The organism is Enterococcus moraviensis ATCC BAA-383, assembly GCF_000407445.1.
Taxonomy (GTDB): Bacteria; Bacillota; Bacilli; order Lactobacillales; family Enterococcaceae; genus Enterococcus_L; species Enterococcus_L moraviensis.
The window spans coordinates 344,392-365,399 of sequence record NZ_ASWB01000004.1 but is presented as its reverse complement, the minus strand read 5'-3'; the positions used below and the strand labels follow the sequence as shown (position 1 = coordinate 365,399).

Below are 21,008 nucleotides of genomic sequence, written 5' to 3'. Positions count from 1 at the left end.
ACATCAGTTCATTTTATTCACTGTGTTTCAAAGCAAAAGCGAAGCGGGCTCGTTCAACTCTGACAGGAAAATAGGAAAAATCGATTATGGTGCTCTTTACCACAAACTATTTTTATCTTTTTCCCGAAGGGTTAGCTCGCGTAGCTAGATAACAATAAAAGCGTAACAAATCGTTTAATCCTGTAGAAAATTAGGAAATTGGCATTGAAATGCTCTTTATTTCACTGACAATTTATCTATTTTCCTAAGGATTGATTTGTGCAGCTAGATAACACATGGTAACAACGTTTCACCTGCTACTTTCCATCGTCAATTTTATTCCTGCCAACATCCCTGTCAGGATATCTCCACCAGATGTTGAACCAATTTCCAGTACATCAATCATTTTTCTTTTCAGAAGACTATCACTTTCGCCGTAAAATAATTCATTTAAAAATAATCCGAGCCGTTCTCTAGCTACGCCTTTGATTGCCCAATCTAATGCAGAATAACTAATGATATTCGTCCTTTTTTTTAGTTCATTTCGGTTATTGTCCAGCCATTGCTTTAAAGAATGATATGGATAATTTACCGTCGTAAAAATAAGTGCGAGTCCTACTAAAAAATCATCGCCGGATGGTGTTAAGCCCGGGCCTAATCCAATTACACGATTCAACTGTTTCATCGCTTGAAACAACTGTTTTTCCTTCAAATGTACTAATAGTTGTTCCGATTCTTGTAAAAGCATTACATGGATCATTTTCTCGTAAGTCGTAGCCTGTGTTTTGTTTAATAAATAGCCTCCAGTATTTCCTAATTGCATCATCCACTCATTTACTTGAGCTACACGGTTACGGACTCTGAAATACGCTTGTTTTTTTGGAAATTCAATTTGTGGGTATCGCCATTCACTTGCACTTTGAATCGTAACGGCAACTGTTTTTCCGATTATCAACTGATCCTTCCGAGAATAAACAGGTGTTTTAACAGTGATTTTCGGCCCCTTATTAAATAATCCTCTCACCCTCAAAGTATTGGGCGCATTATCCAATTCCTCTGACGCTATCGTATACAATTCTCCAGAATCAGAAATAATATTTATCGTCCGGTTGAACGCACTGTGAATTTCTCCTTTCCACGACTTTTCTTGGATTTCATGCAAGAAATTTCCAGCTCCAGATAGGGATTGGTACGTAAGCATCTTACTCACTTCCTCACTGATTGATCTTCTTTACACTATTCAATTTACATTAAGAAAGCCTTTTCAAAAAGAGATAAAATAGCTGAATATTTTCTTTTTCAGTTGTACACTTTAACCAATTGCCGTATAGTTGATGTATTAACCTCACGAACTAGAAAGATGGTGTATTATGTTAACGGTCAAAAGCTTCTTACAGCTTGCTCCATTCAAAACGTTCCAATTAGTCGCTGGAGCAAATGGTCTTACAAATGAAATTACTGGTGTGAATATCCTAGACAATCCAGATGCTTCCGATTGGTTGTCGGCTGGAGAATTGTTGATTACTTCAGGCTATTTTTTTAGTGAAAATGAAGAAATCCAACGCCGATTTATTCAACGTTTTAAAGAAATCAACTGTTCGGCGATTTGTATCAAGCCACATATTTACTTGAAAGAAATTCCAAAATCTATACGTGATTTAGCTGATGAACTCGCTTTACCAATCATTGAAATCCCTTATGGAATTGCCTTTTCAAAGATTATGAATATTGTTATGGCTGAAATTTCTGGTCGAATGAATGAGTTGAATCAAGCCTCATTAGATATTCATTCCCAGTTTTTTGAAATTTCTTTACATGGTGGTGGAATGACAAAAATCGCTGCTGGTTTAGCCGAAATGGTGAACAATCCAGTTGTATTAGTGGATACAGAGTGGTCGGTGAATGCTGTGAGTGACGAAAAACAACCGTTGATTCAAGCAACTATTGAAAAAACAGGGAATACGTTTCGCTTCCCTGTTCAAACTTTTACCGATTTACCAACAGACTTTGAGCGGATCCAAAAACCAATTACGCGTGGGATTTTTGTTGAAAAACAAGAACATCCTTGCGTGATCATGCCCGTTTATTTTGATACGATCCATTATGGATTTATTTTGGTTTATCAAACTCAGCGTCCGTTAACTGACCTTGATTATGTTGCCTTAGAAAATGGTTCAATGGCATTTGCACTAGAGCAAATGCGCCTTTTTGAGATTGAACGAACAGAAAACCGTATTCGCCGTGATTTCTTCGATCAATTGTTATCTGGACAAATTAAAGATGTGGAGGCTTTAGCTGCTTACGATACGACAATCGATCCAAGCTTGAACTATACAGTGTTGATTTTATCGATTCAATCATTTGGTCAAACTTCTACCTCTTTGATGCAAAAGAAACAATCAGAAGATCGCTTGATGAAAAGCTTGTTGTCCTCACTCACAACGTATACGACGAATCGGTTCTCTCATCTTCATCTATTCAGTCGTAAAAATCAGCTTGTCATGCTTTTGGGAACTGACCGTACTTTAAGTTCTGTAAAAACCCATAACGAAGTGTCTGATACAGCCGAACGGATCCGCATGTATTTGGAACAACAAGGGCACTCTGAACGAGAGATTTTCTGTACGATTGGTTCAACTTTGCCTATCTTTGAATTGGCTCAAAGTTTTGAAGAAGCAAAAAAAGTCATCCAATTGCTTGAAGGTGACTTAAAAGAAGAGAAAATTTATTTTTTTAATGATTTTTACTTTGATTCCTTTTTAGTTGATTCCATTTCAAAAGAACAAGGAAAAAAATTCTACGCACACTATTTAAATACATTATTGACCTATGATCAAGAGAATAACACACATTTCACTCCGACATTAAAAGCGTACTTGGCTCATCATTTAAATATCGCTACGACGTCAAGAGCGTTATTTATCCATCGAAATACGTTGCTTTATCGGATTGAAAAGATCAAAAGCCTAATACCTGTGGATTTAGAGCAAGAAAAAAATACTTTCGCCTTGCAATTGGCGTTGAAATTATATGAATTGCATCATTAAAATAAACAAAAAAGCCGAAACATTTTGTTAGTTTCGACTTTTTTGTTTATTTATTTATCTACCTACGATAAACGTCAATTCACATTCACAAACTTTTTTATCTTCAACAAAAGCTGTCGCTTTTCCAATTCCTACATAATCTCTGATTTTTACGATTTCAAAATGTAATTTCAATACATCACCAGGAACAACTTTTTGACGGAATTTGGCTTTATTGATCCCACCGATATACGCTGTTTCGCCGTTAAATTGTTCCATTTTTAAAATCAAGATCGACCCAACTTGTGCCAATGCTTCAATAATTAGAACACCTGGCATTGTTGGATTTCCAGGGAAATGTCCTTGGAAAAATTCTTCATTGATCGTAACGTTTTTGGTCGCGATAATTTTTTTCTCTGGAATAATTTCATCCACATAGTCGATAAAGCAAATTGGGTAACGGTTTGGAATCATTTCCATAATTTCTGTTGCATTCATTAATCTTGTCATTGTTAGTTTTCCTCCCATTTCTTCATACAAATAACGCCATTGTGTCCGCCAAAGCCAAACGAATTGCTGATTGCATAGTCTGCTTGTACAGGACGTGAGCCTGCTGTTACATAATCTAAATCACATTCAGGGTCTTCTACTTGATAGCCAACTGTTGGATGTGCAACACCTTCTTGTAACGTTTTCACACAAGCAATTGCTTCAATTCCTCCAGCCGCTCCTAAGAGATGACCTGTCATACTTTTCGTGCTCGAAATTGGAATATCGTAGGCACGTTCACCAAAGACACGTTTTAAAGCTGCGGTTTCGGCCGCATCATTTGCTGGTGTTGATGTCCCATGTGCATTGACATAGCCTACAGCAGAAGCATCAATCGACGCTTCAGCTAGAGCCAATTCAATAGCATCTGCCGCTCCACTACCATCTTTTAGCGGCGCTGTCATATGACTAGCATCGCAATTACTACCGTATCCTACGATCTCACCTAAGATCGTAGCTCCACGTTTTTGCGCATGCTCAAGTTCTTCTAGCATCAACATGCCCGCACCTTCACCCATCACAAATCCATGGCGTTCTTTATCAAACGGAATCGACGCTCTTGTTGGATCTTCTGTTGTATTCAACGCACTCAACGCAGCAAACCCAGCAATTCCGATTTCACAGATTGTCGCTTCGGTTCCACCTGTGATCATCATATCCGCCAAGCCATATTTAATTGTGCGGAATGCTTCACCAATTGCGTTTGTCGCAGATGCACAAGCAGTTACGATTGTTTGAGAAGGTCCTTTTGCACCTAATTTGATTGAAATATTTCCTGAAGCCATATTTGCGATCACCATTGGTACAAAGAATGGCGTCACACGTTTAGCACCTTTTTTATCCATAACTCTTACTTGGTCTTGTAAGGTCGTCATCCCGCCGATACCACTACCAACGATTACGCCAAAGCGCTTTGGATCGATTGTTTCTTGCGTTAAGCCACTCATATTCCATGCTTCCATTGCAGCGACTAAACCATATTGTGAAAATAGATCCATCCGTTTTTGTTCCTTACGATCAAGAACTTCACTCGGGTCAAAATCTTTTACTTCACCTGCAAGTGCTACACCTGTATCTTCAGAATCAAACTTCGTGATTTTAGCGATTCCTAATTTCCCATTGACTAAATTTTGCCAATACTCTTTTACCGTATTTCCTAAAGGAGTCACTGCTCCCATTCCTGTTATTACAACTCGTTTCATCGTGCACCTCCACTATTGTTTTGACTATCAAATTAAAAAAAACTTGCGTAAACACCACTTTTTTGTTTAAATTTAAGTAAAATAGTTTGACTTTCAAAGTATTTTAGTTAATAATTCAGACATCCGATAAAATGTCTGTACAGGTGTTGTTTATTCGTTAGAGAAATTTTTTATCTTTCTCAACACAGATAATACCAGTTGCAATTTTATCCGTCAACTTAAATAAAATCAGATCGTACGATTTTGTTAAGATGTGAGACCTTTTTCACACACTAAAAATAATTTTAAAAGGGGAAAAATCCATATGTTTTTAAAAAATAAAAAAATCGTCGTAATGGGCGTAGCAAACAAGAGAAGTATCGCTTGGGGATGTGCCAAAGCATTAAAAGAACAAGGTGCAGATATTATTTATACTTACCAAAACGAACGCATGAAAAAGCAATTATTAAAATTAGCTGAACCTACAGATTTACTTGTTGAATGTGATGTGGCATCTGACGACTCGATTGCACAAGCTTTCCAAACGATTCAAGAAAAATATGAAAAAATCGATGGCCTAGTCCATGCAATTGCATTTGCCAACAAAGAAGAACTAGATGGAAATGTCAGTGATATCAGTCGTTCAGGTTTTCTATTAGCGCAAGACATCAGTAGTTACTCATTGTTAGCTGTTGCACATCATGCTAAGCCAATGCTAAATCCAGGCGCTGGTATCGTAACGATGACATACCTAGGTTCTGAAAGAGCCATTCCAAACTACAACATGATGGGCATCGCTAAGGCGTCTTTAGAGACAGCCGTAAAATATTTAGCTTATGAATTTGCTGCTGATAAAATCCGTGTGAATGGCATCTCAGCAGGTGCAATCAAAACACTTGCTGTCACAGGCGTAAAAGATTACGATCAATTGATCAAAATTTCCGAAGGCCGTACGCCAGATAAAGCTGGTGTAACGATCGAAGAAGTAGGGAATACGTGTGCCTTTTTAGTCAGTGAATTAGCTGCTGGTATCGTAGGGGATATTATTTATGTGGATAAGGGCGTTCACCTTACGTAAAAAACTAGAAAAAGAAGCTGAGATAGACGATTGGGCGTTTTATCTCAGCCTCACTTTTCATAGAAACTGTTTTACATTCATTTAAATAAGTTTTTGTAGATACGCTCGATTTACTTGAAGCATAAGTTGTAGATCGAAATAGTAATAGGGTAGTTGCTGAACCAATGTTATTGCCAATGAACTCAATATGTGTGTCGCACTCAGTGTTACAACCAACTGTAGCCACGTATTACTTAGAAATGCATAGTTATTTACCAAACTTGCTGTCCACAAAATGCACAGTGGGTGAATGAAAAAATAATACTTACCTAATTCTCTCAAACGCTTTACATCGATTTTCCTATCTACTTTTATAAACAAACTCCAACAAAAAAGACAACTAGTAAACGGAATTAACATCCACATGAAATTCTTATCAATTCCAACGTTCGCATAAACCACACTACCTTCTATTATTAACAATAACCCCATCACCGCTAGAAGCCTACTCAGATACTTCTGAAGACGAATGATTTTCTCTTGATGATCCCATAAGAAAAAACCCACTGCTACAAATATCAATGCGAAAAATAAACCATTACGCGTAGTGATAAAGTTACTTAAATACTGATCAAAAAAATTTCTCAACTGTTCATTTTCAATATAGGCATAATACGTTTCTAGTGTACCAAATCCATATGTTATCCCTGCAAGTACAAACAGTAAGCCATACCCTGTCTTTTTAAGTAGCCACTGAACACAAACAATGCCAAAAATCATAGCTGGAATATACCATAGATGATAATACGTTCCTGTATAAAAGAAACCTACTATTAAGGCAACTGGATACAGCATTGGGTCAAGAGAATAATTTTGTTGGATCCACATAAAGCCTACTGGCAAATAGAGCAAGCTCCAAAATAAATACGATTTCCCTAACGATTTGATATAGTGTTTTATGTAATCTGGTGATTGATTCTGTCCTTTTCTAACAAAGTAACTTGTAGAAATCAAAAAGTATGGAACCGCAAATCGACAAAATACATTCTTAAATAAATGATTGATTGCCGGATCTTGAAAAATTCTTTCACAATGGAAGCAAATCACTAAAATTGCTGCTGCATATTTAACTAAATCAATGCCTTGAGTACTTATTTTTTTTTCTTTAACCACCCTATCAATAGTTCCCACCCTCATAACACCCCTACTTCTCAATGTTTTTCTCTTGTTTTTATTATAACAAAGTCTATTTTATGATATATCAGTACTGAGGCTGATTTTTTAATACTACTTGAGGTTTGACATCGCTTAAATGATTCAAAAAAAAAACACCTTTCTATTTATTATGTATAGTTGCATTTTGTTCCTTGATTGCCTCTCAAACTCTCTATTTCTATCTAGAATTTGGAATATCAAGAATGGTATAATAACAAATGGTTTTAAAATTAAGGAGGATGTTTGTTATGAAAGAACACTTGAAGGTTGCAAAAAAAGAAATGAAAGACAATGTTAGGCCGTACCAAGTATATGGATACTATTTGGGCATTCCAATCATTGTTATTGCTGTATTTATTTTGTCTTTTTTAGGAATAGATCTAAACTCAGTCGGCGTGATTATCTTTGTGTTTACGATTTTAGCACATATTGGTGTACGTAAATTAACACTTGTATCTAAAAGAAAATATGTGGCCCCAATAATCATGTATGTCGCAGAAGCAATTGGCTTTCTCATTGGTATCTTAATGATTTCTGAAATCTATAGTGGAGGAACAGGGGATGTATCTTTGGGTCTAATGGGCTTGATTGTCTTCCCTCTTGAAATTGTAGCTATTATTTTCTTTTTTCTTACTGCGAACGATATAAAAAAAGCATATCCAACGATGAAAGAAGATTCAACAAAGGCTCGTGAAGACTATTTAACTATAAAAAGGAATAGCTAAACTTTTTTCAAAATAGAGTCGAAACTATAGTGTTCTATAAAATCAAAAGTGATCTTGTGCTACTGCAGCAAGATCACTTTTTTTAGACTAAGCTTACATAAATAAAAAAGTGACGGTACACACCGGCTCTTTTCTAAACTATATGATTCACTTTGAATTGCTGTAGAATAAGGGAATGTTTTTTGCATCATTGCGAATTGCGGCAACTGCCTCTTCTTCATTGGATAAGTTTAAAGCTTTTTGGAATGTTTTATCTACGTTGAGTTTTACGTTCTTAAATTTTTCATGATGCCAAATCACATAGGCGATTTTTAAAGATTCTACCCAAAAAGAATACGTTTGGTCTTTGGTCACAATATCGATCAATGTCACAAAGTTACCGCCAACATTCCGAAAATATTTACCAAATTGTAGCTTTATCTCCAAAACATCTTGAAGTGAAAATTCAACGATTGGTTTTTCTATTGGAGTATTTACAACCCATTCAAATTTCCCGATTTGATCAATTGAGACCTTCTCGCCATTAAAGTTGCATAAACAATTAGCATACCCCATTAATTTAGAAAAAGTAGCGTGCGGCAAAATGTTCTCTTCAATTTTCACAAATGTGTTCACTCGCTGCCCCGCTAGAATCAGTGGTTCGATATCTGGTGCATAGGCACTATAAAATACTGCATTGTTCTTTTTTTCTTTCTCTTGATCCATAGGCATTTGCCTTCTTTCTTTTCCTCTGAACAAGTTTTCAAAAAAACTAGGCTTTTTACGTCCGATTAGAACATCTGCACTGATATTGAAATAATCGCAAAGTCTTATAATATTTTCAACATCTGGAAGACTTTTTCCTAACTCCCATTTGGAAATTGTTTGCCGGGAGATAGACAAGTAATCTGCTAGTTCTTGTTGAGACACCCCTTGCTCCTGACGGAATTTTTTTAGTTGTTTCCCCATTTCTACAGTCACTATAGTCCACCTACTTTCTAGCGTCCAGCATCTTTAGCGCATAAATACGTTGCTTTCCTTTATTATACAATAGGGAGGCATGCAACGATACATTGCTCCTTTATTTAACAGTCTTTTCAGCAAAAAAATATAACTAGGTTTATTCGCTAAAACAAACCTAGTTATATTTTTGGGGTTACTATGATTGAACAATTTTTTTTGCTAGCTGAAATTGTGTGAGTTGTATGCTCATACCGATTTTTTCAAGTACAGCATATTCAGACGTTTCCTTATCAAAATTGGTTACTTTGATGCTATCACTGTTTTCTTGCTCTTTTAAAGTAGTTAGGATGTTCTCTACTAAGAATACGTCTCGTTGCTCAAATAAATGGAGTTGTTTTAGGATCAAGTTTTTGCTAGAAGATTCATCCACCACATTAAAACTGATCGAACCAATTTTAGCTGACTCTTGGTAAATAGTATAGTTTTTATCAGAAAAAATACAGCGGTTTTGCCAAGGTGTCCATTTATTTTCATTCACTACTTGCTCTTTTGGTGCGATAGGTTGAAAGTGAATCTTACTTTTTTTATTTGTCGTAGGGGGTAACACAACCTCCCCAACGACTAACTCATTTATAGTTTGAAACCCTTTAGTTTGATATAAATGTTTCGCCCGTTCATTGGCTTCAAGCACTTCGAGGAGTAAATGCTCACAGTGATGTTCTTTTGCCATCTGTTCAGCGTAGTTCATCAATTTGGAGGCAACTTTGTTTTGGCGATATTTCGGAACTACAGCCATTCCACCGACCCACATCACTTTTATATTTCGAAAAGTCTGTACACCTAACAAGATAATACCCGCAAATTCACCATTGATTGAATAGAGAACAGAAAGTTTTTTGGACAGTTTTAATGATTGGATTCTTTGCTCTAAGCCTTTTTGATCGACATTGATCGGTAATAGGTAATCGCTAAATCCTTGATTCCATGTATCGACTACTTGTTGAAAATTAGCTTCTTCAATTGTTGTGAACATTTAGTTCTCCTTTGAATTTTAATTTGTTCTTTTAACTATAAACTAAATTAGAAAAATTCATAGGGTTTAGACACAATGAAGTTATTAATAGCGGAAGAAGTTTATCTGAGCGTTCAATATGAAAGACTTCTTTCTTTTGTGTAGCTAATTAGCACTTTAACATTCCACTTTTGAACATCAAAATTCAGTGTAGAAGTTGTTGCGTTTTTACCTTGGGAATTTCTTGTCTGGTCCACTAAAATTCATAGAGATGGTCGTTTTACATCCAGTCAACAGCCTCAGCGTTCACCTCACTGCTTCAGAAGATGTTTATCCGCAATGGTATATACTTGATCTGCGATTGGTGAATAAAACTCTTCATCATTTGAAACGAGCAAAATACTGCCTCTAAACGTTTTTAAAGCATCTTGTAGGGATTTTCTCGAATCCACATCTAAATGATTGGTTGGCTCATCTAAAATCAGGAAATTGCTTGGTTGCATCGTTAGGTCACATAATTTCACTTTTGATTGTTCCCCACCGCTTAGCATATAAATATTTTTTGAAGCAGTTTCTCGTTTCAAGCCACACTTAGCCAACTCTCGCCGAACATCTTCATACGTAAGTTTCGTGTATTTATTGGCTAGCGCTTCGATCGGTGTCCAATCAGTATTTTCCCACTCTATATCTTGTGAATGGTATCCTGGAACAACCTGTGGTGAAAAATGTGTTTTTCCAGAAATCGCTGGCACTATTGATAGAAGCGTTTTTATCAGTGTTGATTTTCCTAAACCATCTGCACCAGTGAGTACTATTTTTTCGCCTTTTTTCACTTGTAAATCACGTACAGTCAGTACCGGTTCCTTGTCCCCTACTATTAGTTCGTCAATCGTCAAAACATTGGGTGAACTTTGGGGCATCAGTTTAAAAGAAAAATTAGATTTTATCTTTTTCTCTGGTTCTTTCAAACGATCCATTTTCTCCAAATGCTTTCTTCTACCTTGCGCCATTTTGGTTTTGATCCCTGCAATATTTTTCTGAATGAAGGCTTCTGTTTCTTTGATTTTTCGTTGTTGGGCTACAAATTGACTTTGATAGGCTTCGGCTAAGTGCGCTTTTTGTTTCAAAAAATCAGTGTAGTTGCTATGGTATTTTTTGATCGAACCAAAATCAATATCACAGATACAGGTTGCAATGTTACTTAAAAATTCTGTATCATGGGAAACGATGATAAATGCATTCTCAAATGCGTTTAGATAATCTGTCAGCCATTCGATATGTTCTTGGTCTAAATAGTTGGTTGGCTCATCTAAAATTAAGACAGATGGTTTTTCCAATAGTAATTTAGCCAAGATGACCTTGATTTGATCCCCACGATTTAATGCAGCTAATGTTTGATCAGCATCACTGATGCCAAGCCCTGTGATTGCTTTGCTGATATCATTTTCAACTTCATAAAATCCCTTCATTTCCAAATTTTCTTGATAGGTTGCCGCTCTTGTTAACAATTGGTCATCGCCCGTTTCACCATATGTCTCATAAAGTTTCAACATTTCTTGTTCTGTGGCAAATAATTCTTGATAAGCTGATCTTAAAAATTCGTTGATCGTCAGCGATTGATCCATATCCACATATTGGTCTAAATATCCTAATGTAGCAGCTGGATTCCATATGATTGCTCCTGCATCGGGTAAAACGTTCCCTAAAAGCATCTTCAACAAGGTACTTTTTCCTGCACCATTTTTACCGACGATGCCCATATGTTCGTGACTTCTTAACGTAAATGAACTGTTTTCATAAAGCTGTTTATCAGGTACTGCATAAGTTAAATCTTTGACTTGTAATAATTCCATTTTAATTTCCTCTTTCATGTGGTTTCCTAGATTTTTACTAAAGAACATACAAAAAAGACCCATAGACAAAATGTCTAGGGCCTTTTAATCTATATATCCTTCAGTAAATAAGCAGACTAAATACATAGCAAATAGATGCTATTTTTTTAGTATACAAAATTTACTGATGAATAAGAAAAGCTCATAAGCTTTCCGATTAAGCTCCATACAACACTTCATCAAACATAAGTTGTAGGGAGCTAAGAGTTGAAATATATAATACGTACATTTGAAACACCTTCCTCAAAGGTACTCTACCATTTTGAAGAAAAATAGTCAAATTCAGATATTAGCCACTTGATTTTAGACTTGCATCGTTTTAAATCGACACAAATAACTATATAATAGAGAAAATAACTAAATCAAAGAAGGAGGCACGGAGATGACGCAATTACCAAGTATCGGTAAACCCGCTAAACATGCACTTGAAGCAATCGGCATTACTACCCTTGAACAAGTGAGCACATTAGATAAAGCATCTCTTTTAAAAATACATGGCGTGGGTCCTAAAGCACTAACGATTTTAGAAAAAGCTTTGAAAGATCAGAATTTAGCTTTTCAATTGCCTTCTAGTGATGATACTGTTCCCCAAACAAACTTCGCTGTAATCGGTTCATTAAATTGCGATAACGCACCAAAAAGAAAAATAATTCGAGATTATTTAATCGCTGCCGCTTCTGGAAATCTGCCTTTATTAAACACCATCCTTTCTGACTCTTTTTATTGGATCGTGCCAGGGAAACAACCATTAGAAGGAAAAGATCTGTTTATAAAAATGATCCTCAAAGAACAAAAAGAGCTTAGTACTTTAGAAATAAAATCGATTCTAACACACGGAAAAGAAGGAGCAGCACATGGTATCCTAACAACAAAAACAGGTGATAAAGTTTATTTTTCAGCTATCTTTCGCTTTAAAAACCATCAAAAAAATGCCCCTATTTCCGAAATAACCTCTTTTATCATCCAGTAAATATTAAGTACTATACGATTTTCGTAATCCGTTGCTTTTAAGAATTTCAATGAACGAGCCTATCACTCAGAGTTTGCTTGTGTCACTGTCATAGTATTCAAATAATTTTGGTTTAAATAAAGTATTGATTTCTAATTTGGCTAAGTCCTTCTTTTCATCTTCGGCAAAACTAAACAAGACTGGTAACGTTTGCTCATTTAAATAAGATAAGTCCAACTGATCCAGCTTTATTTTTGCTGGCTCTATTTTGGTCTTTGAGGCTAAGTTGTATCCCCAATCGCCAAAGGAAGGAACATAAAGATGATACGGTACAACATAGGGAAACTCTTCTTTTAAGGTCTTGTTGATACACCAAAATGCATTTCCTGTGAACAATGGACTGTTTGATTGGGTGACCATGATGCCCTCTTCAGTCAAACTTCGGTTGACCAAACGGTAAAAACTCGTTGTGTATAATTTATTCAAGGATTCATTGTTTGGATCAGGTAAATCAGCGATCACGACCTGATATTGTTCTTTATTCTTCTCTAAAAAAGTAAACGCATCTTCATAAACCAATTCAACCTTTGGGTTATCCAACGACTGTTCATTCAACTTTGAAATCTCCGGATTTGTCCGGCAAAGTTCAACCATTTCTTCATCTAAATCAACAAGCGTAATTTTTTCTATAGATGAATATTTTAATAATTCTCGCGCAGCTAAACCGTCCCCTGCTCCAAGTAACAAGACCTTTTTCGGCTGACCTGTTAATCCAACAGGAATATGGACTAGCGCTTCATGGTATCTTTTTTCATCGATTGAAGAAAACTGTGTATTTCCATCTAAAAAGACTCGTAAATCATCTTTATGTTTCGTTACAACGATTTTTTGATATAAGGTTTGTTTAGAAAAAATAACTTGATCTTCGTACAAGCCACCTTCTAAAAAATTAGTCAAACGATTGCCAAAAAAGATGAAAGAAACAATCACAATAAGCGATGCGACGATAACCGTTTTAAGACTTTTCTTCCATTTTAGGTGCGCATCATATTTAAAAACAATCACGCTTGCCGCTAAAATATTCAAGATCCCTGTAATAAAGGCTACTGTGATATAGCCAAATTGAGGTAATAATAACAGCGGAAATGCCAATGATCCTAGCAGACCACCGATATAATCAAACGCAAAAAGATTCGCCAACTCATCTTTCAATACTTTATCGTGCTGTTCGATGATTCTTACTAACAAAGGAATCTCTAAACCCACAAAAAATCCAATCCCAAACGTTAATCCATACATCACGATTGAATAGATATCTGTATAAATATAACAAAGAAATAAAATAATACTTGAAAAACTCCCTAACAATCCAACAATGACCTCTAAACTAGCAAAATAATCAAATAAGTGCTGATGAATAAACTTCGAACCATAACTTCCTACTCCCATCGCAAATAAATAAATTCCGATGGTCAATGAAAATTGCACTACACTATTTCCTAATAAATAGGACCCTAGACTCCCTATGATCAATTCGTAGATCATTGAACACCCTGAAATAATCAGTGTGGTAAACAACAACGGACGTATCTTAAACTCTATTTTTTCCCCATGATGTTCTTCTAGCACGCGATATCCCTCCCCTTTTGACTACTTTTCAAATAATGATTATCGCTAAGAATAAATTTACCCCTCGTCATCTTTTATCCCTCGCTTAACCGTTTTAAGAGTGAGTGATGTTGGTTGATAATAGGTTGCTAGTTCTTCTACAACTTTTTTTGAGTCTGCCTTTCCACACGTAAAAACATCAATAAAGATTGCATGATGTTCTGGATAAGTATGAATCGATAAATGAGACTCTTTCAATAATGCAAATAACGTATACCCACCATTTGCAAATGTAGCAGCCTCTTGTTTGATTACATGGGCATGCCCCTTTAAACAAGCTTTATTCACAACCGTTTCTATTTCATGTTGATCAAATAACGGAATAGTTACCCCGTAAAATTCCGCTAAAACGTGTGTACCACTAAACTCATGTTGCTGTATCTTATTTACCAAAACCTGTCCCTCCGCCATCTTGCTTTCTTGCATTGATACTATTTTGTCTCGCCGAAGCAACGACCCCGCTGTAATGCGTTGTATCGATCGAACGTTCTACCGATCCATCTGAATAATTTTTGGGTTGTTGCGTTGTTCCTTGGTTATTCCCCCAATTTCGACTATTCACATAAAATGAACGCAAACGGCTATGATTGGCTGCATGGTATGAACTGTAACTATTTTGATAATCTTTATTAGGAAAAATCTGAATATAGGTTTCTTGATCTTCTCCTATATAAACCAAAACTGTTTCCTTTTTCGTCTGGATCATTTTTTCCCCTTGTTCAATATTTTCTTTATCCGTCGTTACATATAATATCCGTTCAGGATCTAGTTCTATTAAGTTTTCACAGGTTTGATCCACAGTTAAATCACTTTTATAAATTGTTGATTTAGTCTTACTAGGGTCTTTAAACGTAACATTTGTCACTTCTTCGTACATCGCTGATTCTCGCATTTGCTTTTCTATCGTAGCTTGTGGAAAATGGATGAGACCTTCTGATAAAGCAAAGAAAAAAAGGATAACGAGTCCAATCAAACTGATCAGCATCGTTTTTTTGACTTTTTCTTTTTTCCAAAATGGTGGATCGACATATTCTAATAACTCAAATTCAGCATCATGCAGTATCCGACCGAAAGAGTATTCAATACCATCCGACCATTGCTCTTTTGATAAGATCTCTTTTTTTTCATTCGTAAAATCTGTAAATCTGACTTTTTCATTCGGGTCAAAATCAACATCCCCAGCTGAACGGGTGACGATTGCGGTTCCTGTTTCTTCAATATTGTAGGTTTTGTTCTTATATTTCACTTGGGAGCCTGTCGTATTCAATGAAACTTGTTTGTTTCCAATTGTTTTGAATAGACTAAGTACGTATTTATCCCCTTGAGGCTCTACAACTAGCCAAGCTTCTTGTTTACCAGACTTTGGTAATAATCTGTATTCAATCCAAGAATAGCTCCCTTGGTGATAATTGGCCCACCCAACAACTTTATAAATTGTTCTGCCAATTGCTATTTCCTGCCCATTTTTGAGTTTTTTTAGTGTGGATAGCTCGACTTTCCTTTTTTCAGTTCGACTGCTTTCGGTGATTTCTCCATGGTATTCTACTTGGGAAGCAGAAATGATTTTCCCACTACTATACTCTGACTCATCTGACCATTTTTCATAGCTTAATAATTTCAGTTCATTCGTCTGAGCATAAAATTCTTTAAACGTCACTCGTTCGTTACGTTCAGCATCTACCTCACCTTCGACTGCAATCACTGTTGCCGTTCCAGACTCTGCTAATGTATATTTCTCATTTTCATACTCTGGTGTACTCAAACTAAAAAAAGCTTCTATTCCTTGAAACAAACTGTAACGTTCTGCTGGATTATCTTTATCAATACTCAACCACTTGATTTCTTGATTTTCTCCAACCAATTTGAATTCGCGCCAGTAATAATTCCCTTGTTGAAATTCAATGACTCCGGTAATTTTATAGCGTATCGCTTCTACCGTTACCTCTTCCCCAACCAACATGTCATAATTCATTTTATTCACCGTATTTCTCCTTTATTTTTATCCATTCCTCTTTAGTTTATCATAAGAACAAGGTGAGAAAAATATGCAATCTAGAATGAAGTATTTAAATTTTTTCGCTACGTTTCTTCCTATCTAGTGATGACGATAGTACCACAAATAAAACGCCTCTTTGATTAGATAATCTAATCAAAGAGGCGTTTTCCCTACGATGTCTTAATTTGTCTTTATTTAGCACCTTAGCGCACTATTTACATTCTTCATTGTTTAAATAACGTACCACCAGATAAGTCATATCGACGATCGGTGATGCTCAATGTTGTATCACGATGCGAAATCAATAGCACTGTTTTATCCATCATCCCGCTTGTTAGTGCTTGTAAAATCGCTTGTTCGTTTAAATAATCTAGATTGCTTGTTGGCTCATCTAAGAGTAAGAATGGCGCATCATGAAGAAATAGTCTTGCTAAACCAATCCGCTGGCGTTCACCATCTGAAATACTCCGATTATTGCCACCGATTTTGGTCTCATATTGTTCTGGTAAAGACATGATCCACTCATGAAGCGAAGCTTTTTTAGCAGACGCTTCGATCTCTTCTTGAGTCGCTTGCTTTTTCCCTAAACCAATATTATTCCCCACAGTATCTTCAAAAATAAATGTTGCTTGCTCCATCACGCCTTCAATTTGGTGTAAAGATTCTTCTTGAAGATCGTTTACATTGGTTTGATCAAACATGATTCGCCCAGATTGTGGGTCCCAATAGCGCATCAGTAATTTCACTAACGTACTTTTCCCATTCCCACTTTGACCGCCGATCCCAATGACCGCCCCTTTTTCAATTGAAAGAGTGAGATCAGAAAGAACTACTCTTTGCTCCGTTGCATATGAAAATGAAACGTTCTCTATAGAACTTTTTTCAAATTCAGTAATTCCCTTGTGACTTGCTGCAAAATCAACATCTGGTCGCTCAGTTGTCAAGGCAAATAACCGACGACCACTTGCTAACGTTGTCAACAACGCACTGCCTAACCCACTCAAAGCCAATACAGAACCAAACGAACTTAAACTCAAAACAGTTGCTGTCAGTACAGCCTCAGCAGACAAATTTACGGCTACACCAACTACTAGCACAGAAACCGCTGTTGTCAAAATGACAATCTCACTTAAAATCCTAAGCTGGCTTTCTTGAGCAAGTCTTCTTTTATACTGGACATTCAACTGATCACCTGCACTAGTTAATTTTTCTAGCTGCTCTGTTTCAATGGCATATTGGGTAATATCTTGTAAACTAGCAGTATTTTCCATCACCGTTTGATTCAACTCAACAAATGATTTCTGGTAGTCATCTCCCAATGCTCGACTTTTACGATAGCCAACAACTGGAATAACGATTCCGACAATCAATTGTCCTAACAATAAAATCAGCCCAAGCAACACACTATATTGCCAAAGATAACTGACCGTGATTACGGTCGTCCCAATTGCAATCAAAACAGGAGAAATCGTATGGGCAAAGAATACTTCTAATGCTTCAACATCTGTCGTGATTGCTGTCACTAAATCACCACTTTTTTTCCCTATTAGTTTGGCTGGCCCCAATGATCGAATCGTCGCAAAAATTTCTTGACGAATCTCAGCTAGTAATCGAAAGGCAATATCATGGTTCAAATATTGTTCACAATAACGTGTGACTCCTCGAATCACCCCACAAATCACCATCCATAGTAAGGCTTGCATCGGCTGCCCAGCTAGCCCCATTGTCACTCTCAATACCTCATGTAATCCAATCAACGGAATCGCAACAACAGACAAGTTACTAATGATTCCAAGTGTTACAGCCAATAATACTTTCCCTTTTACGTGACGAACGAACGCTAACAGCCAACGAATCAAGTTGTATTCCTTCATCTACTGCTCACCTCCATTGATCATCGCTTGCTCTTGTTTGAAATAATTTTTAAAGTAAACAGATTCGCGTTGAAGCTGAGCTGGACTGCCCGATTCAATCACTCGACCGTCCTCAAAAACAATTACCTGATCCGCTTCCAAGACATTGTATAGCCGGTGGGAAATAAAAATAACACTGTTTGTCTTAGCCAATTCCTGCAAACAAGACAATATAATCTGCTCACTGGCCAAATCAATCCCCGAAGTTATTTCATCAAAAACATACAACTGTGCATCCTTGAGTAACGCTCTGGCCAATAGTAGACGCTGACGTTGTCCTCCAGATAAATTAGCCCCATTTTCATTCAAAGGTTCTGATAGTTTTTTTGGTAACTGTTGCACAAAATCAGCTAATTGAACTTTTTCTAATACTTGCCATAATTCATCGTCAGAAGCCTTTTTATTTCCTAAAAGTAAATTTTCTTTGATGGTCGTTGGATAGAGATAGCCGTGATTATCAACAAGGCTCGCCGTTTGCTGAATCGTTTCTTGTGATAATGTCTTCAGCTCATCCTGATTCCAGTAAATTCTTCCTTCGTATTGAGATAATTGATGCAACAACAGCCTTACGATCGTACTTTTCCCAGAACCTGATTGCCCTACAAAAGCCGTAAATTCCCCACGTTTGATGAGTAATGATACATCATTTAATGCCAACGCTTCCGACCCAGCATAACGAAAATCAACGTGTTCTATTTTTAATTGATCCAAAGATGATGACAACGTAACCTCTCCATATTCTTGTTCTGGCAGCTCCAAATAGGTGAATAGCTTTTTGCATGCACTTATACCATTCATTGCAACATGAAATAGTGAACCTAATTGACGCATCGGAATAAAAAATTCCGCACTCAATAAAATAAACATCAGCATACCCACAAGTGTCAACTGCTCTTGTTGATACGCAAATAATGCCAATCCAATTCCTACTGCCGCTCCGCAATAAGAAACAATATCCATGATCGTAATAGAATTTAACTGCATTGAAAGTAAACTCATCGTAACGTTTCTAAATTTCTCTGCATCATTGGCCGCTTCAACTTGTTTGATTTCATCTTGATCGTAAGCTTTCAACGTACTTAATCCACTTAAATTTTCATGAAATTTAGCACCTAAATCAGTATATTGATTCCAATAGCCACTTAAAATTCGTTTTGCAATTTTCATCACACTCATAATAACCAGTGGAATCAGCGGCATACAGACTAAAAGAATCAAAGCTGGCTGCCAAGCAAATCCAACTAATGATAAAAAAATCAATAAAGAGGCAAATAAACAATAAAATAATTGCGGTAAAAAGCGAGCATAATAAATCTCTAATTGTTCGATTCCATCTACAGATAGTTGTGCAAGTGAAGCTGCAGATAGCTGTCCTTGTCCGTTTCCTAGTCGAAAGGCCTTTTCCATCACCGCTTTTCTCATTGCTAATCTAAGCTCTGAAGAGGCTTGGTAGGTCAATTGTTCCATCCATTTCGTCAACAGGATTTTAAAAAGCAATACCCCTATCAATACTACAACCAGTCTCTTGTCGTCTACCTTCCCACTATTTAAATAATTGGCCAATTGCTTAGCAATCGTTAACCACATAAAAATTGACAACACAAGATTTAAAAGTCGTGCGATCACTAATTTAAACAGATTGGTTTTATCTGTTAAACGAAACAGTCTTTTATCAATCATTTATATCACCTATATCAGATACCGTTTTTTCTTTCTTTCCTTTTAAATACCAAGTCAACCCGATGACATGCGCTACATAAACGACAGCCAGAGTAACGCGCATGACTAAGTTATTCACTATTACTGCAGGTATCAAAAAAACAATTAACAACATCATGAACATGCGAATCATTCCTTTTGTTGTTATTTTTTTCTTCACTAAAGCTTCTTGAACATATTTTTGATAACCTTGTGAGCCTGTAAATTTTTGATGCAACTTATCCGAACTTCTTATCCAGAAAAATCCCGTCAACAAATAAAAAACAGTTGTCGGTAAGAATGGCAAAAAGATGCCTAACGTTCCTAAAGCAAACATCACTGATCCTAATACAATAAATAACCATCTCTTCATCTTTCAACACTCCTTGTCAATCCTCGATACGCATGCTTAAATGTCAAAATCGGATGTTTGAACAACATCCGCGGCCCCGAATAACGCATGATTTTTTTCATTTGTTCTCTATATTTAGGTTGGTAACAATGAACAGGACATTTTTGACAAGTGGTTTTGCGCTCTCCAAACTGACAAAATTCCAAGCGTGTCCTTGCATAATTCAACATCCTATCTTCTGGGATCAGCTCATCCTCTTGCTTATGATAATAAACTCGAATCATAACCTCCATTAAACGAATCTCTTCCAAAATAATAGGACCAGAATTCCTTTGCCTCAATTGAATAACCTCCAAATTTAAAAGCGTAACAGGCTCGTTTAGCTCTGATAGAAAAATAGCAAATATTAACTGAGGTGTTTTTTACCTCATTTATTATTTGTCTTTTTTCCGAAGAGATAGCCTGTGTAGCTAGATAGTTAAAAGCGTAACAGGCTCATTTAGCTCTGATAGAAAAATAGCAAATACTAACTGAGGTGCTTTAGTGTTTGCCTTTTTCTAGAGTTTAGAAGCAACTGTTTCTTCTACTTCATCTTGTTCAGTATAACACATGATAGAGTAGTTGAGAATGATTATCAGTAGCCTTTCTTCTTCTATCCTTATATCCCTTTAAAAAATAACATGCGTAACTTTTCAATTTTCCAATTCCTGTTTCTTTCAATATTTCAAAACTGTAATAAAAAAACATTCTTTATCGATGTTGTCTTTTTCTTAATTCGTTTATTATTACGTTATACCTAAAGGAGGGTTACAATGAACAAAGAAAAAACAACTAAAAAATTTAAAACGCATGGT

General features: G+C 36.3%; 18 protein-coding genes. 4 read left to right on the top strand and 14 right to left on the bottom strand.

Translation table 11 applies throughout. The features are described from left to right. Positions 1-289: 289 nt before the first annotated feature. Positions 290-1,180: an oxamate carbamoyltransferase subunit AllH family protein gene (locus I586_RS15180; protein WP_010763758.1), complete on the bottom strand. Its 891-nt coding sequence runs from the start codon at positions 1,178-1,180 to the stop codon at positions 290-292. A gap of 169 nt (positions 1,181-1,349) precedes the next feature. On the opposite strand from I586_RS15180, the gene I586_RS15175 reads away from it, so the two are divergent. Further along, entirely contained in the window at positions 1,350-3,026 is a 1,677-nt protein-coding gene (locus I586_RS15175; protein WP_010763757.1) for a PucR family transcriptional regulator, read from the top strand. A gap of 54 nt (positions 3,027-3,080) precedes the next feature. On the opposite strand, the gene fabZ is transcribed toward I586_RS15175, so the two are convergent. Next, complete coding sequence (gene fabZ / locus I586_RS15170; RefSeq protein WP_010763756.1) at positions 3,081-3,515, bottom strand: 3-hydroxyacyl-ACP dehydratase FabZ; 435 nt, start codon at positions 3,513-3,515, stop codon at positions 3,081-3,083. A 2-nt stretch (positions 3,516-3,517) separates the two neighbouring features. Beyond that, positions 3,518-4,756, bottom strand: coding sequence for a beta-ketoacyl-ACP synthase II (gene fabF / locus I586_RS15165; RefSeq protein WP_010763755.1), 1,239 nt, complete (start codon positions 4,754-4,756; stop codon positions 3,518-3,520). 304 nt (positions 4,757-5,060) lie between these two features. On the opposite strand from fabF, the gene fabI reads away from it, so the two are divergent. Next, positions 5,061-5,813 carry an enoyl-ACP reductase FabI gene (fabI, locus tag I586_RS15160; RefSeq protein ID WP_010763754.1) on the top strand — a complete coding sequence of 251 codons (753 nt, stop codon included), beginning with the start codon at positions 5,061-5,063 and terminating at the stop codon, positions 5,811-5,813. Positions 5,814-5,894: 81 nt separating this feature from the next. Here the strand turns inward: fabI and I586_RS15155 are convergent, their stop codons facing one another. After that, positions 5,895-6,989, bottom strand: a complete 1,095-nt coding sequence (locus I586_RS15155; RefSeq protein WP_010763753.1) for an acyltransferase family protein — start codon at positions 6,987-6,989, stop codon at positions 5,895-5,897. A gap of 266 nt (positions 6,990-7,255) precedes the next feature. Between I586_RS15155 and I586_RS15150 the strand changes: the two genes are divergently transcribed. Further along, positions 7,256-7,732 (top strand): hypothetical protein, encoded by a 477-nt coding sequence (locus I586_RS15150; RefSeq protein WP_010763752.1) that lies wholly within the window; start codon positions 7,256-7,258, stop codon positions 7,730-7,732. Positions 7,733-7,879: 147 nt separating this feature from the next. On the opposite strand, the gene I586_RS15145 is transcribed toward I586_RS15150, so the two are convergent. The 3 genes from I586_RS15145 to I586_RS15135 all read right to left on the bottom strand — a co-directional run bounded on the left by I586_RS15145 (position 7,880) and on the right by I586_RS15135 (position 11,539). Continuing rightward, positions 7,880-8,692 (bottom strand): helix-turn-helix transcriptional regulator, encoded by an 813-nt coding sequence (locus I586_RS15145; RefSeq protein WP_010763751.1) that lies wholly within the window; start codon positions 8,690-8,692, stop codon positions 7,880-7,882. 178 nt (positions 8,693-8,870) lie between these two features. Beyond that, positions 8,871-9,707, bottom strand: a complete 837-nt coding sequence (locus I586_RS15140) for a GNAT family N-acetyltransferase (RefSeq protein WP_010763750.1) — start codon at positions 9,705-9,707, stop codon at positions 8,871-8,873. Between the two features lie 290 nt (positions 9,708-9,997). Continuing rightward, entirely contained in the window at positions 9,998-11,539 is a 1,542-nt protein-coding gene (locus I586_RS15135) for an ABC-F family ATP-binding cassette domain-containing protein (protein WP_034702662.1), read from the bottom strand. Between the two features lie 421 nt (positions 11,540-11,960). On the opposite strand from I586_RS15135, the gene I586_RS15130 reads away from it, so the two are divergent. Then, positions 11,961-12,548, top strand: a complete 588-nt coding sequence (locus I586_RS15130; RefSeq protein WP_010763748.1) for a hypothetical protein — start codon at positions 11,961-11,963, stop codon at positions 12,546-12,548. 66 nt (positions 12,549-12,614) lie between these two features. On the opposite strand, the gene I586_RS15125 is transcribed toward I586_RS15130, so the two are convergent. The 7 genes from I586_RS15125 to I586_RS15095 all read right to left on the bottom strand — a co-directional run bounded on the left by I586_RS15125 (position 12,615) and on the right by I586_RS15095 (position 20,495). Beyond that, complete coding sequence (locus tag I586_RS15125) at positions 12,615-14,156, bottom strand: polyamine aminopropyltransferase (protein ID WP_010763747.1); 1,542 nt, start codon at positions 14,154-14,156, stop codon at positions 12,615-12,617. Positions 14,157-14,213: 57 nt separating this feature from the next. Beyond that, entirely contained in the window at positions 14,214-14,588 is a 375-nt protein-coding gene (speD, locus tag I586_RS15120) for an adenosylmethionine decarboxylase (protein ID WP_010763746.1), read from the bottom strand. After that, complete coding sequence (locus I586_RS15115) at positions 14,578-16,167, bottom strand: DUF4178 domain-containing protein (protein ID WP_244147893.1); 1,590 nt, start codon at positions 16,165-16,167, stop codon at positions 14,578-14,580. The genes speD and I586_RS15115 overlap by 11 nt, the downstream gene beginning before the upstream one ends. Before the next feature lie 248 nt (positions 16,168-16,415). Further along, on the bottom strand, positions 16,416-18,065 hold the full coding sequence (locus tag I586_RS15110) for an amino acid ABC transporter ATP-binding/permease protein (RefSeq protein WP_010763744.1): 1,650 nt from the start codon (positions 18,063-18,065) through the stop codon (positions 16,416-16,418). Beyond that, on the bottom strand, positions 18,066-19,784 hold the full coding sequence (locus I586_RS15105; protein WP_010763743.1) for an ABC transporter ATP-binding protein/permease: 1,719 nt from the start codon (positions 19,782-19,784) through the stop codon (positions 18,066-18,068). It lies immediately after the preceding gene. Beyond that, positions 19,777-20,175 (bottom strand): YbaN family protein, encoded by a 399-nt coding sequence (locus tag I586_RS15100; RefSeq protein ID WP_010763742.1) that lies wholly within the window; start codon positions 20,173-20,175, stop codon positions 19,777-19,779. Before I586_RS15100 ends, I586_RS15105 begins: the two co-directional genes overlap by 8 nt. Beyond that, positions 20,172-20,495 (bottom strand): nitrous oxide-stimulated promoter family protein, encoded by a 324-nt coding sequence (locus I586_RS15095; RefSeq protein ID WP_010763741.1) that lies wholly within the window; start codon positions 20,493-20,495, stop codon positions 20,172-20,174. The genes I586_RS15100 and I586_RS15095 overlap by 4 nt, the downstream gene beginning before the upstream one ends. Between the last annotated feature and the right edge of the window lie 513 nt (positions 20,496-21,008).